Below are 14,264 nucleotides of genomic sequence, written 5' to 3' on the forward strand. Positions count from 1 at the left end.
TGTGAAATTAACCGATTAGCATTACAAAATAACCTTGCATCTAATCAGGGTGTTATATCGAGATGTTCAATCTTTATCTCGCAAAGTTACAAAGAATAGCATCTTGATTAAGACACTCAACTTCATCTTTTATATTCGGAATAAAAAAGGTGATGGCGTAGTTATTGTTAAGGGAATAATGCTATATGCGTCAAAGTCTTCGTTACATCATACCGATTTTACTGCCTTTAATTATTTTATTATTACCGGCTTCTGCGTTTCCCATTGAAGGGTTAACTGTGATTCAGCAACGGGTTATTGCTATCTTTCTATTAGCAGCACTGTGTTGGGTGCTCGAACCTATCCCCATTTATGCTACCTCTGTTGTGATCATTGTTTTAGAGCTGTTATTACTTTCAAATAAAGGACTATATCAGTTTCGTATTGATCATGGTCAGCCACACTTTGGTGAGTTACTGGATTACAACGCCATTATGGCTACCTTTGCTAGCCCAATCATCATGTTGTTTTTGGGGGGCTTCTTCCTTGCAATGGCGGCAACTAAATACCGTTTAGATGTAAACTTAGCGCGAGTATTACTTAAGCCGTTTGGACATCAACCTAAATATGTGATGTTTGGTTTAATGCTAATCACTGCCACTTTCTCAATGTTCATGTCAAATACCGCCACGACAGCGATGATGCTTTCTATATTAGCGCCAGTCATTGCACTTTTTGGATCGAAAGATCCGGGTAAAATTGCGTTTGCATTATGTGTACCTGTTGCTGCCAATATTGGTGGCATTGGTACCCCAATTGGTACACCGCCAAATGCGATTGCACTTAAATACCTATCAGAAGATAACATGATCACTTTTGGCGAGTGGATGTTTTTTGGCGTGCCATTTGTTGCGGTTTTATTGGTTTTTTCATGGTTTTTAATTAATGCAATTTATCCAGCAAAACAGGACAAAATTGAATTAACGATCCAAGGTAAGTTTCTTAAAACACCAAAAGCAATAACGGTTTACATCACTTTTGCATTAACGATAGTACTTTGGTTAATGGGATCAGTACATGGTATGAACTCGTATACTGTGGCACTTATTCCTGTCGCTATTTTCTCGTTAACCGGCATTATCAATAAAGAAGATTTGAAAAAGATTTCTTGGGATGTGCTGTGGTTAGTCTCTGGCGGTATTGCGCTGGGTTTAGCACTTGATAAAACGGGGCTGGCTCAACTGGTGGTCAATAGCATTCCGTTTGATAGCTTCTCGCCGTACTTGGTGCTGGTGGGCGCGGCGATGTTATGTTTAGTGATGGCGAATTTTATGTCTCATACCGCAACTGCGAATTTACTGATGCCTATTATGGCTGCACTGGGTATGTCCATGTCGTCGTTGGTACCACTTGGTGGTGAAGTAACATTAATTCTTGTGGTGACGTTCGCGGCCTCTTTGGGTATGTCGCTACCAATTAGTACGCCGCCCAACGCATTAGCTCATGCAACGGGGCATGTTGAAAGTAATCAAATGGCAAAAGTAGGGGTGATTATTGGTGTCGTCGGTGTCGCACTTAGCTTTGCTATGATTGGGTTATTGCATGTGATTGGCCATATTTAAGCATTAATGCTATTGCCTATAGACAAGGACACGTTCATGGTTCAACCAAAAGCCTTAAAGCGGATTATTGATACGTATTTTCGCGATTCTGCGCGTACGATGTCTGTTACATCAGGTACGCATGTGCTGCGCCAGAATGACTATAACGACAAACTTTACTGGGTAAAAAGTGGTGAATTGTCTGGGTATCTTAAAAATAAAGAGAATGGCTTAAGTGCAAAAGTGTTTGTCGTCAAAGAAGGCATGTTCTTTGGCGTGCATAGTTTTTTTGCGCAAACATTAATGGCATCAACGACGGTGGTCGCAGAAAAAGACAGTGAAATTGCTTGGATTGATTTGCTAACCCCAGTGGAAGATCCAGAAACATATGGCTCTATGACTGAGCAGTTTATGCCTGTCATGGTTCATGAACTTGCTCGTCGACAAATGCTTACTGGTATGGAAGCGCTTGAAAAAGAAAAAGCACTGCAAAAGCTTTATGCGACTGAACAGATGACAACTCTTGGACAACTTGCGGCGGGTATTGCCCATGAACTGAATAATGCGATAGGCGTTCTCAGTAGCAAAACAGAAAATCTTCAAACCAATATTATTGATTCTATTTCAACAAGCAAACCCGAGATGCTTGAATTTATGCTCCAAGGAATTAACGTTGGGCAGACCACAGGATCGCAACAGGTACGAGAACGAGCAAAGGCGTTAATCAAGCAACATAATTTGACTCGTGAGCAAGCAAAAACATTAGCGAAAGCTATTCCGCAAGGTGATGTTCCTAAGCAATGGTTCACTCAGCTAGATGAAGCATTACGCTATTGGGATTATGGACGTGATTTACGCGATATGCGCTTAGCGGCTAAACATTCTGCCAGTATCGTCAAGTCGGTAAAGCAATTAGGGGGCAGCGATCATGTGCGGCAAAACGATGTTGATATCAATGAAACCTTACACAAATCGCTAGCTTTACTACAAAGCAATCTACGCCCTGTTGAAGTGGTATTGCGCCCCGCAGTCTTGCCACCGATTAATGCGAGTTCAACAGAGTTAGTGCAGGTATGGATTAATCTGATTAAAAATGCCTGTGATGCTATGGAGAATACAGCATCACCGAAAATTGAAATTGTGACTCGACATGTAAAGCAAAAAATCTTAGTCACTATTACTAATAATGGGCCGATGATTGATGAGCCGACACGACGAAAAATATTTCAACCTAATTTTACGACCAAAAAAGGGGGATTATCGTTTGGCTTAGGTTTGGGCTTATCAATTGTACAACGGATCATACAAAGTTATGACGGTACGGTCGTGGTTAAAAGTGATGAAGAACGCACCACGTTTAGGATCAAGTTACCGACACTCTAAGGGATGAGTTATGGAAAAAATAGTCGTTATCTGTGTTGATGATCAACCAGAAGTGTTAAATGCGGTATTAAAAGATCTGTCACCATTACAATCGGCTTTTATGATAGAAGAGTGTGATTCTGGTGATGAAGCCTTAGTTTTGATGGATGAGTTAGATGCAGAAGGGCATTATATTGGTGTCGTTATTTCAGATCATATCATGCCGGGTAAAAATGGCGTAGAGCTACTGACTGATGTGACCCACGATAGCCGTTTTATCAAAACTAAAAAAGTATTACTGACAGGGCAAGCAACTCATCAAGATACTATTGCCGCGATTAACCAAGCACGTATTGAAAGTTACTTTGACAAGCCGTGGGATGCAGACTCGTTGGTTAATTGCGTTAGAACATTGCTTACGGAATACATTTTCGATATGGGGTTCGATTACCAAGCCTGGGGTGAGGTGTTAGACAACACAACGGTACTACGTCGATTACGTTAGGTATGCGTAGTAGAAATTGATTGCCAAAGCCAAACGATAAAAGTTTGGCTTTTTTTATTGACCTTAGACATTACTCCAAGGTTTATATTAGTTACAGATAATCAAAGCACTCAAGGAGAATGATTATGTGTGCTCAATGTAATAATAAAAAAATGCATGTTCATGCTGCAAAACCAACGGCAGTAACCAAAGCCACAGTGACAGTTGAATCTTGTGAGTCAGCGACATGCTGTTCATCAACCCCTTCTGAGAGTGTGCAAAAACACACCGAAGGGTGTGGTGAATCTGATACCGACGGCCCTGCTTCCTGCTGCTCATCTAAAAGTGACACAGCACTTAACGCTGCAAAACTATCAGCAATAGATGCCATCCATCCAAATAAAAAACCATCAACCTTTACAGTATCTTCTATTGGTCCATCAGACACTGAAATCGCTTCTCAACACGCGCACGTAGAGTCAGAGCACCAGCATTCAGGACATGACGACTCAAGTCATTCATCTTCAGTAAAAAGTTGTTGTTCAACGTCAACCTCATCAAAAGAACAAGATCAAGCGATTGAAGCGTCTTTAGCACAATCGGCTCATGGTCAAACATTTAGCTGGAAAGTGATTGGCATGGATTGTCCAAGCTGCGCGGCTAAATTGGAAAAATCAATTTCAAGTCTTGCTGAAGTTGAAACGGCAAAAGTGATGTTTGCGACGGAAAAGCTCATCGTCAACATGCAAGCCAATCAGCAAGCTGATAACAATAAATTAAAAAAACAGATTGAAGATAAAGCACAGGCAACGGGTTTTACCTTAGTTTCTAATGCTGCTGCGGCTGAAGCGTTACCAAAAAAATCATTTATTCAAGAACACTTAGAAGTCCTTGTGATTGCGGCAATGATGATTGCCTCTTTCTTAATTGATAAAGTGTCACATTCATGGGGTTTAGCGGCATTTACTTTAACCACAATTGTTGGCTTAGTACCGATTGTGAAAAAAGCCATTAGCTTAGGTAAATCAGGTTCACCATTCTCGATTGAAACCCTAATGAGTATTGCGGCTATTGGTGCATTGTACTTAGGGGAAACCGCAGAAGCGGCAATGGTGATTTTACTGTTTTTAATTGGTGAGCAATTAGAAGGGTATGCCGCATCACGTGCACGAAGTGGTGTAAAAGCGTTAATGGACTTGGTGCCTGAAGATGCCAATGTTGTGCTGCCAAACGGTGAGAAGAAAAAAGTTCCAGCAAGCGAATTAAAACCTGGTGATGTGATTGAAGTTGTACCCGGCGAGCGTTTACCTGCTGACGGCCAAGTTTTAGATGTGGTTGCGAGTTTTGATGAAAGCGCACTAACAGGGGAATCTGTGCCTGTTGAAAGAACACCGGGCCAGAAAGTCATGGCTGGTAGCATGGCATCAGACAAAGTTGTTCGATTAACGATTGTCTCTGCGCAAGGTGAAAATGCGATCGACCGTATTCTTCATCTCATTGAAGATGCAGAATCACGTAAAGCACCGCTCGAACGTTTTATTGATAAATTCAGCCGCTGGTACACTCCAGCAATGATGCTATTAGCAACACTTGTTATCATTATTCCGCCGCTTGTATTTGGTCAATCATGGGATGAGTGGATTTATAAAGGTCTAGCACTATTACTTATTGCCTGTCCTTGTGCACTTGTTATTTCAACGCCAGCAGCGATCACTTCAGGTTTAGCGGCAGCAGCGCGTCGCGGTGCATTAATCAAAGGTGGTGCAGCATTAGAACAGCTTGGTCATGTTGAAACTGTCGCGTTTGATAAAACAGGTACGCTAACGGAAGGTAAACCTGTCGTGACGGATTTAATTAGCTGGGATAACAATCCCGATCAATTATTACGTCAAGCAGCCGCTGTTGAATCCGGTTCGTTACACCCACTAGCAACGGCTGTGGTTAACCTTGCTCGAGAAAAATCATTATCTGTTGTTGAAGCAGAAAATCGTGAAGCACTAGCTGGCCGCGGTATTCAAGGTGTTACCGAAGGCGATAACTTTATGTTATGTGCTGCCGATCGCCTACCAGAGCACATTGTGCTAACGGATAACCAGCAACAGCAAGCGTTAGATCTAGAAAGCGAAGGGAAAACGCTGGTGGTTGCCGTTCGTAATCAGCAAGCGGTGGGTTTAGTTGCATGGCGTGATAATTTACGCAGTGATGCTTTAGAAGCGATCACTAAGCTGAAAAGCATTGGCGTGAACTCAGTGATGCTGACGGGTGATAACCCACGAGCAGCAGCTGCGATTGCTAAAGAAATTAATATTGATTTTCGTGCAGGGCTATTACCTGAAGATAAAGTGACAGAAGTACGCAAGTTAAGTGAGCTACATTCTGTTGCCATGGTGGGTGATGGTATTAACGATGCACCAGCAATGAAAACAGCAACAATTGGTGTGGCGATGGGCGGTGGTACAGATGTAGCATTAGAAACTGCCGATGCAGCAATTACCCATAACCGAGTTTCAGAATTGCCAGTGATGATTGAATTGTCTCGTGCGACATTGAGTAATATTCGTCAAAACATCAGCTTAGCATTAGGTTTAAAAGCGGTGTTCCTTGTTACAACCTTATTTGGTTTTACAGGGCTTTGGGTTGCAGTACTTGCAGACAGTGGCGCAACAGCGTTAGTAACACTGAATGCATTACGTTTATTACGCTTTAAACCGCAAAGCGAAAAGTAAAAACTAATCGCTCTGAGCATTAGTGATTAGTGATTAGTCTAAACGGCATGATACGAACAATGATGTATTGTTTATCATGCCGTTTTTTTTCGCTATAAGGCAGGTAAACAGAGTAAAGAGTACATGCGCGAGAAAACGAATTTTTGTGATTCCGGCAATAAGATATCGTTTTCGCGTGATTAATATCAGACTTTTATGTAACATATTTTTCAATTGCTTTTTATTGGTGTGACCATGCTCACTAAAAGTAATTGAATCATTGGTTATTGTTACCACATGTTTTTGATAGAGCATGTTGCAGTATGTTTGACTCTTTCTATCAAAAAATTGATTAAAATAGTAATAACTCATAAGAATCACTCTGAACCTACAACAGAGCTGTTTAAATTAAAGGGTAACATTATGTCTGATAATAAAGTCTTCCACTTAGGTGTTAATAAAGCTGATCTTAATGGTGCAGAATTAGCGATTATTCCCGGTGATCCAGCACGTGTTGAGAAAATTGCAAACTTAATGGATAACCCTGAGTTTTTAGCAAGCTCTCGTGAGTACACTGTATTTCGCGCTAAATTAGACGGTAAATCAGTGGTTGTGTGTTCAACGGGTATCGGTGGTCCATCAACCTCTATTGCTGTTGAAGAATTAGCACAGTTAGGTGTAACCACTTTCCTACGTGTAGGTACAACAGGCGCAATTCAGCCTAACATTAACCCAGGCGATATGATTGTAACGACAGGCTCAGTGCGTTTAGATGGTGCAAGTCTGCACTTCGCCCCTATGGAATTCCCAGCTGTTGCTGATTTTGGTGTTGCAACGGCAATGAAGCAAGCATGTGATGATGAGCATGCTGTAGTACACACGGGTGTAACAGCATCAAGTGATACATTCTACCCAGGTCAAGAGCGTTACGACACATTCTCAGGTCGCGTAGTTCGTCGTTTCCAAGGCTCAATGAAAGAGTGGCAAGAAATGGGCGTGCTTAACTTTGAAATGGAGTCAGCAACACTATTAACCATGTGTGCAAGCTCTGGTTTACGTGCAGGTTGTGTCGCAGGTGTTATTATTAACCGTACACAAAAAGAGATCCCTGATCACGCAACGCTAAAAGAAACTGAAGCGAAATCAATTAAGATCGTGGTAGAAGCGGCACGTAAAATGCTGGCTGAATAAGATTTAAGTCTTAAATGTTTATATTAGAAAGCCGCTCTTAGGAGCGGCTTTTTTATGTTTTTTACGAGATAAACTTAACAAAATAATATGTTATAAATAGTCAATATAATTCTTAATGTTAGAATGCTGAGGTTGTTTTTTTGGGTTTAGTCTAATGTTAAGATGGATTGTTGATTTTTTTAAATTTGGTACAGTGACAAAAAAATCATTATTTGAACAAATTGATTCTGAGCTTATTTCACAGAAGAAAATACAAGAAAGAAGTTTTCAGGATTTAGAGTATAATTTATGGAGTTTGGCTAAATTTCTTAATAAAGAGTTTGGAACTAAGTGTAAAGGTAATTATGGGCCATATCTTATTGATAATACAAAATCTATTGTTTGTTCAGAGGATAAAAAGCCAATATATATAAGTTATTATAGTCAAAGTTTTGATGATTATTTATTACAAGGTGATATTGAATTTGATGTTAATTTTTCATTTTCAACAGGATTGATTTCTCATAGAGCAATTTTAAAAAAGAGTAATAATGAGTATTGCTATAAATTATTAGATTCAGAATATGATTTTAATTATATGTATGAGTTTTCAGTGATTATAAAGGAAGTGCTAAGTAATAGGTAAGTCTATTTATAATGAAGCCGAATAAAAAATCGGCTTTATTTTTTACTGTCATGAATAAAAAGGTTTAAATAAAATAGGCTTGTGACATGACCAGTAAATTACTTTTAGATTAAACGGCAAAGTCTAGAGAGATATAGAAAGTATCAAGTTGCGACATATTACGCTCTTTCCAAACACTTCTTGTATCATGAACTCTGTACCCCAATTCAGTATTAAAGTTCTTATTGATTCGATAATTAATCCCTGTTTGCGCGCCTAAAATAAGATCATCTTTGCTCGATTCTGCAATTTGTATTCCTGAGCTGGCTCCAATAAAGAAACGCCAATTCTTACTATTAGTTAGCGGTATAAAGTAATCATAAGAAGCGACAAAATTGTATGCATCCTTTTGAAATTCCAGGTAGCTGTATAGTCTATGATAATCGTTAAAGTTAGCACCGATCCTTACACTTGGATTAAATTCCCAGCGATTATTGATACTACTGACACCGTCATTGATACCAACACCAATAAAGGCTTGTGGCTCTGAGGCCTGGGCAGATAGACTGGCAAATAAGCCAAATAATACAGGTGCAAATTTTAATTTCATTTATCCTCCAAATTGTTTCGTGGACAATACATTATTCTCTAAAGGGATGTTGGAGGTTTCTGTAAGATAATGTTAATGCAATGAATTTCAGAACAGTATTTAGATTGTTTAACTACTTGTTATTTCAGGTAACCTTGTAGTCTGTTGTAATCGTTCGCTTTTATCGTGTTATCTGGATTGATTCGGTAGTATTAAATATTCGTTTGACCTCAATATAACTTGAGGTTTTATCCTTGCATTATATCAATCTCGTTGGTGACGAAATTACAGAAATTAAAACAAGGAGAAAACAATGGAACAGTTTATTGATAAAGGGATGTTAGCGTTAGCCAATGTGGTGGAAGTTGACAGTACCGCATGGTTTCAAGGGCATACGGGGGCGGCATTATTGGCAGGTGATGCATTACTTAATGGCGGAGCACTCAACAATGTATCTACAAAGAGTTTACAAGCAATGTTAGTGCAGTTTACCGATGATAATCAGCATTTAATGAATCCATTATCCAATAGCCCTGAAACAACCGATTATAGTGAAGTTGTAAATGCTATAGCACTTAACGCGCAGCAATTATGTCATTCAGGTCATGGGATCATATATGGTGCATTATTTTTAAATGCTGTCGCTAATAATAACGTTGTTGTTACTCAGCGTATGGTTTCGAATATCGCTAAGCTAATTGTTAATTGTATGGATGATAATTGGGGACGTTATTACGGTTTAGCTGATTATCGTCAATATCAGCCATCCAGTTTATTAAATAAAGGTGAGATAGATATTCAGCAACATTGTGTTATTGCTGTTGAGCGAAGTACACAAGATATTTACCATAATAATGATGAGCATTTTTTCGCTGGCGATAAACTTCATGGTATTACTCATGCCCATGCAATATCTTTACTCGATAAACTGGGCCATAAAAAATTAGCGCAACAAGCGGCACAACAATCGCTTATTCAGTTAGAGCTTAATGATCGCAAACCCGAGTCAGGACTAAAAAAGGTAATACCCCAACATTTTGACTTATCAGATCCAAATATTTGGGGACATGACTTTAATGAGCACAAAATTAAGCTGGTACACAGTTATGTGGAATTATCGGCACAGAGTCATCAACCATTAGCGAAATTAGATAATTTATGGGGGGCAGTGGTGTAGCTTCATTGCTTTTACTTACACATTCCCCAACCACAATGTATTGGCCTAACTCTTGTTCAGAGCTATGATGTAATGCTTACGGATTAAAGAAAGGGATTGATTATGTTGTGGTTTTTAATGATTACGTTACCACTGATTTTGGTAGTAGCGCATGTGGTGTTACTGGCTACTAATCTTTATTCTTCAGTAAAACCTGCCTTGATTATTCCTGCCATTATTGTGGTGTACTGTGGGTATTCCATCATCAGTGTGTCCGATCGTGATGCATTACCTGCCATTGTGTTAGCGGCATATTATTTAGCGTTAACCATGTTTACACTGCGACGTACTTACCGTTGGTATCATCAATTGAGTTGAAAATACGACGTAGTAAAGTTGTTACTGTTATGATAATTATCACTTAAATATTTTTTTCTCTATGTTAACTTGCTTGCTCTATTTTGCTTGTAAATCTAAGGATGGAAGTTGACATGATTAAAATGAAGCACTTTTTGTTATTATTGGTAACGTTCTTTATTACTGGCTGTGTAAGTCCTATTCCCTTACATGAACAAGCGCCAGATACTAACTATAACGTTACGAAGAAAGTATTAATTTCTGTCAATGACCAACGTGAGCGAGTAAAAGAAGGCAAGCCAGAAGATTTTGTTGGTGTAGCTCATGCGACTTTTGGGATTCCCGTGGATTGGCATGTATCTCAAGTTTTAGCGACTGAAGAAGGCGATAAAGAGAAAACATTAGCAGATTTTCTTGAGCATCGAATTTTACATGGCTTACAAAAACAGGGTTGGAATGTTGAAGCTGTTAAGGTTCCTTCGGGTGCAAGTGATAGTGATATCATGGTGTTATTAGCTGATAATCAAGCAGATAAACTAATGCAATTAAACATTAATGAATGGTTTTTCAGTATTAATTTAAACTGGGTGTCTGCTTTTAATTTTGATACTGATACGTTAGTTAAAATTTATGAAGTAAATGATGGGCAGATCTTAGAAAAACAAATTGCAGGGCGTGATGTAATTGAAGAAAAAAGTGATGAGTCACCACAGAATAATGTACTTCGAGCCTACCGAGAGCAATTAGTTGAAATCTTCAGTGATCCTGAAGTGAAAAGTAAATTAACGGATTAATTTGCGAGTTAGATAGTTATGAAAAAGCACTGTTATCAGTGCTTTTTCTCTATTAACTGCATGTCGAACTATTCTCATTCTTTGAAACCTGTCACTTTAGTCATTGTATCCCTGTGTTACGTTCGGTGAGCGCAAATTGTGCTGACGATAAATACAAGATGGATGTAAAGATGACTGAGAAGAACCAACAACCACTTAATGACGCTTTGTTCTCTAACTTTATTCAAGGTTACTGGCGAATGGCTGAGTGGGGAATGACGGCGCAGCAGCGATTATCATTTATCAAGCAACATGTAGCACTTGGTGTAACGTCTGTTGATCATGCGCCTGTTTATGGCGCCTCAGCGTGTGAATCTTTATTTGGTGAAGCATTACAATTACAGCCAAGTATTCGTGATGAATTAACGATTATTTCTAAATGCGGCATCGTTGGCGGTAAAGAGGTCAACGGTACGTCGCAAGTGGCGTATTACGATAGCCGAGCAAGCCATATTCTTGCTTCAGTCGAGGGGTCTTTACAGCGTTTAGGTATCGAGCAACTGGATATATTGCTGATTCACCGTCCTGATCTATTAATGGATGCTGATGAGATCAATAGCGCTTTTGAGCAACTGCATCAGACGGGAAAAGTAAAACATTTTGGGGTGTCGAATTTCTCAAAAGATGAATTTTCATTGTTGCAATCTCGGGTAGAGTTTCCACTGATCACTAATCAAATTGAAATTAATCCATTACATACTGATGCGATTGAAGACGGTACATTAGCGCAGCTACAGCAGCATAGAGTACGACCAATGGCGTGGTCTTGCTTAGCTGGGGGTGATATTTATAACAGGACTTCAGAACAGGCTCATCGAGTACGTGAAACATTAAATGTATTAAAGCAAGAGCTCAATGCTGATTCTATTGATCAGGTGATTTATGCTTGGTTAATGCGTCTGCCTACACGTCCTGCTTTGCTATTGGGCACGGGTAAAATTGAGCGAGTGAAAACGGCAGTTGCTGCCGAGCAGTTACAATTAACTCATGAACAATGGTATCGCTTGTTAGAAGCGTCTAAAGGGCATGGTGTGGCGTAACCGTGTTATAAACAGAGAATAAAAAAGACCTCAATTGAGGTCTTTTTAAATAGTAACGTTATGCTTTAGGCTGGGTTATGAGAGTGATCTTCACCACCCGCACCTTTTAGCCACTCGTACAGATGGATGCGTAAGTCACCTAACTGATCAGGGCCAATAATCGCGAGGCCTAAATCTTGTGCTCGAACTAAATCGTGATGACGCAGGGGACGGAAACTGACAAGCATCGCACGTGCTTGTAAGCCACCTAATAAGTCACGTAGTGATTCTAGTTTGTAGAGTGTATCGTCACCATCATCACGCATACCTTTCGTCTTACATTCAATGATATGCAGCTTATTATTAACGATAGTTGCAACATCCAATTCATTACGTACCTCACGCTCACCAATTTTACGGTAAACCTGCACACCTAATGAGTGATCTTGAATTGTAGGCAGTTCATTTTGAATAGCGCGAACGGTGCTATGAACAAGGTTTTCTAACCATTCCCCATTTGCAAAACGGCGAGCTTCTTCGTGTTTAAAGGTTAAAACACCGTCATGGTACGTTGCTAAACCTGTTTCTTCTAAGTCTGATAGCAATGTGCCGAGCTCTTTGTAGCCTTGCTGTTTATCACTCAGCTCAACATGAAGAACTTGTTCTTTACGGCACGTGGTCGCGAGGTAATTCAAGGTTGCGAGGCCTGGACCTAATTCAAGTGCAGAACTTGCCCAGCGTTGACCTAACTCCCAAAGCTGATCGTTAAGTGATTCAGGCATAGGATTATCAGAAAGCTCGCAACGGGCACCGAAAATAGTTAAATAGTCGGTAATTTGGATCCGGTCTTGAACCTGTTGTTGCTCACGGTCAGCTGGGAACAACCAGCACATTTCATCACTGTAAGGTTCGATAACATAAATTGGCCAGTGATAAGAGCGGAAAACTTCGTAAGCAGAAAGAAGACGGTGACGTAAACCACAACTTGCGTTAAACCAAACTTCGCAGCCTGTTGCTTTAATATCTTCTGCGAGTTGATGAATCTCGCTTCTAATCAGCGTGATATTAATGCTGTCAGGGATCACAAAAAAATCAACATCTATGTTACGTGGCGTCAAAATAGACGCTAGGCGGTCATACTGTTCTCGCTGAAGCTCAGTACCAATAAATATCATTTTTGTAGCCGGAACGGCTTCATCTAGTAAAGGGGTGATCAAACGGACAGGGTCCTGATCGATAATACCAACATGAATAATCATAATAATCCTTAATGCGCCAAATTTGTTATGGGGCATATTATGTCTGCGCATTAATTAATAAGAAGTGAATCAAAGAGTGTACGCAACACTTATTATTAAGATATATGAGGATATTTAGGGTGAAATTCAAGGTGAAAATGGTGAGGGATTTTATATTTCACTATTAGATAGACATAAATGAGAGGTGTATTTTCATTATTGATAGTTAACAGACAAATACTTTTAAAATGATGATAGCGTCACCAAAATAGGTAACGCTACTAAACAGGGGGGGGGAATTAGTGTGTTACAGGTGTTGGAAGTTGGGATGCTAATAGCCAAATGGCTAAAACAAAGAAGATCAAACCCATAAATTTATGCTGATTTGCACGGAATTTTTCACTTTTCAACAGTGATTTACCAAACGTGCCAACAGTGGTGACCAAGAATAAATTAAACAGTAAACCTAATACATTTAGTAACAAACCAAGCACTAACATTTGTTGGCCAGATGTTGCAGCAACGTGAGTCGAAACAAATTGAGGCAAGAATAGAACAAAGAAAATAAGTGCTTTTGGGTTAAGTAAATTAGTGAACACGGCACGACGGTATAGCGTTGCTGCCATTTTATTACTTTTAGTGAGCTCTTCCGGCGCATCGGCAGGTTGTGTTCGCATGCAGTCCCATCCCATCTTTAATAGATAAGCGCCACCAAGTAAGCGAAGAATTTGCAATGCTATAGGGTTAACGGCAATTAAGGCTGAGACACCTAAAGCTGCCAAAATAGTTAATAAAATACCCGATGTAGCATTACCTAAACTTGCAAAAATACCCACCTTGCGACCGTAACTGAGGCTTGAACTGGCAATCAGTAACATATCTGGCCCTGGAATTAATAATAAAGCGATAACAGCAGTGAGGTAGAGAGGTAATACATTTAAATCAATCATGGTTCTTTAACTAAATAGAGCAAGAGAGGATGTGTATTTTACCTACTGAGTAATATTAAATCATTCATTTTGTATCTTTATTGGTTTATATCTCTGTAATGTTATTACTTTGTGATTGTTATGTTCTGTACTTTGTAGTTTGTTTTAATGCTTTGTTTCTTGGGGCAAGGTGAAAAATACACAACATTCTTATATT

General features: G+C 39.5%; 13 protein-coding genes. 10 read left to right on the forward strand and 3 right to left on the reverse strand.

The window, feature by feature from the left end; genetic code table 11:
• The first annotated feature begins 185 nt into the window (after positions 1 to 185).
• The 6 genes from C9J41_RS03980 to C9J41_RS04005 all read left to right on the forward strand — a co-directional run bounded on the left by C9J41_RS03980 (position 186) and on the right by C9J41_RS04005 (position 7,947).
• The gene (locus C9J41_RS03980) at positions 186 to 1,601 is read left to right on the forward strand and encodes a DASS family sodium-coupled anion symporter (protein WP_107206218.1); all 1,416 of its coding nucleotides are present in this window, start codon (positions 186 to 188) and stop codon (positions 1,599 to 1,601) included.
• A gap of 36 nt (positions 1,602 to 1,637) precedes the next feature.
• Positions 1,638 to 2,963, forward strand: coding sequence for an ATP-binding protein (locus C9J41_RS03985; protein WP_107206219.1), 1,326 nt, complete (start codon positions 1,638 to 1,640; stop codon positions 2,961 to 2,963).
• Between the two features lie 10 nt (positions 2,964 to 2,973).
• The gene (locus C9J41_RS03990) at positions 2,974 to 3,447 is read left to right on the forward strand and encodes a response regulator (protein WP_107206220.1); all 474 of its coding nucleotides are present in this window, start codon (positions 2,974 to 2,976) and stop codon (positions 3,445 to 3,447) included.
• Between the two features lie 125 nt (positions 3,448 to 3,572).
• Positions 3,573 to 6,152: a zinc/cadmium/mercury/lead-transporting ATPase gene (locus C9J41_RS03995; RefSeq protein WP_107259645.1), complete on the forward strand. Its 2,580-nt coding sequence runs from the start codon at positions 3,573 to 3,575 to the stop codon at positions 6,150 to 6,152.
• 402 nt (positions 6,153 to 6,554) lie between these two features.
• Positions 6,555 to 7,322: a uridine phosphorylase gene (gene udp / locus C9J41_RS04000; RefSeq protein ID WP_005368660.1), complete on the forward strand. Its 768-nt coding sequence runs from the start codon at positions 6,555 to 6,557 to the stop codon at positions 7,320 to 7,322.
• Positions 7,323 to 7,476: 154 nt separating this feature from the next.
• Positions 7,477 to 7,947, forward strand: a complete 471-nt coding sequence (locus tag C9J41_RS04005; RefSeq protein ID WP_107294243.1) for a hypothetical protein — start codon at positions 7,477 to 7,479, stop codon at positions 7,945 to 7,947.
• Between the two features lie 109 nt (positions 7,948 to 8,056).
• Here the strand turns inward: C9J41_RS04005 and C9J41_RS04010 are convergent, their stop codons facing one another.
• Entirely contained in the window at positions 8,057 to 8,536 is a 480-nt protein-coding gene (locus C9J41_RS04010) for an outer membrane beta-barrel protein (RefSeq protein WP_107259643.1), read from the reverse strand.
• A gap of 292 nt (positions 8,537 to 8,828) precedes the next feature.
• On the opposite strand from C9J41_RS04010, the gene C9J41_RS04015 reads away from it, so the two are divergent.
• From C9J41_RS04015 to C9J41_RS04030, 4 genes are all read left to right on the forward strand, one after another.
• On the forward strand, positions 8,829 to 9,692 hold the full coding sequence (locus tag C9J41_RS04015) for a hypothetical protein (RefSeq protein ID WP_107294244.1): 864 nt from the start codon (positions 8,829 to 8,831) through the stop codon (positions 9,690 to 9,692).
• A gap of 102 nt (positions 9,693 to 9,794) precedes the next feature.
• Positions 9,795 to 10,049 carry a hypothetical protein gene (locus C9J41_RS04020; RefSeq protein WP_107206224.1) on the forward strand — a complete coding sequence of 85 codons (255 nt, stop codon included), beginning with the start codon at positions 9,795 to 9,797 and terminating at the stop codon, positions 10,047 to 10,049.
• A 113-nt stretch (positions 10,050 to 10,162) separates the two neighbouring features.
• Complete coding sequence (locus C9J41_RS04025; RefSeq protein WP_107206225.1) at positions 10,163 to 10,822, forward strand: hypothetical protein; 660 nt, start codon at positions 10,163 to 10,165, stop codon at positions 10,820 to 10,822.
• 170 nt (positions 10,823 to 10,992) lie between these two features.
• Positions 10,993 to 11,901, forward strand: a complete 909-nt coding sequence (locus tag C9J41_RS04030) for an aldo/keto reductase family oxidoreductase (protein ID WP_107206226.1) — start codon at positions 10,993 to 10,995, stop codon at positions 11,899 to 11,901.
• A 65-nt stretch (positions 11,902 to 11,966) separates the two neighbouring features.
• On the opposite strand, the gene C9J41_RS04035 is transcribed toward C9J41_RS04030, so the two are convergent.
• Both C9J41_RS04035 and C9J41_RS04040 read right to left on the reverse strand, forming a co-directional pair.
• Complete coding sequence (locus C9J41_RS04035; RefSeq protein ID WP_107206227.1) at positions 11,967 to 13,139, reverse strand: Card1-like endonuclease domain-containing protein; 1,173 nt, start codon at positions 13,137 to 13,139, stop codon at positions 11,967 to 11,969.
• Positions 13,140 to 13,417: 278 nt separating this feature from the next.
• Entirely contained in the window at positions 13,418 to 14,068 is a 651-nt protein-coding gene (locus tag C9J41_RS04040; protein ID WP_107206228.1) for a LysE family translocator, read from the reverse strand.
• Positions 14,069 to 14,264 lie beyond the last annotated feature (196 nt).

The sequence above is a fragment of the Photobacterium sp. GB-50 genome, assembly GCF_003026755.1.
In the GTDB taxonomy this organism is placed as follows: Bacteria; Pseudomonadota; Gammaproteobacteria; order Enterobacterales; family Vibrionaceae; genus Photobacterium.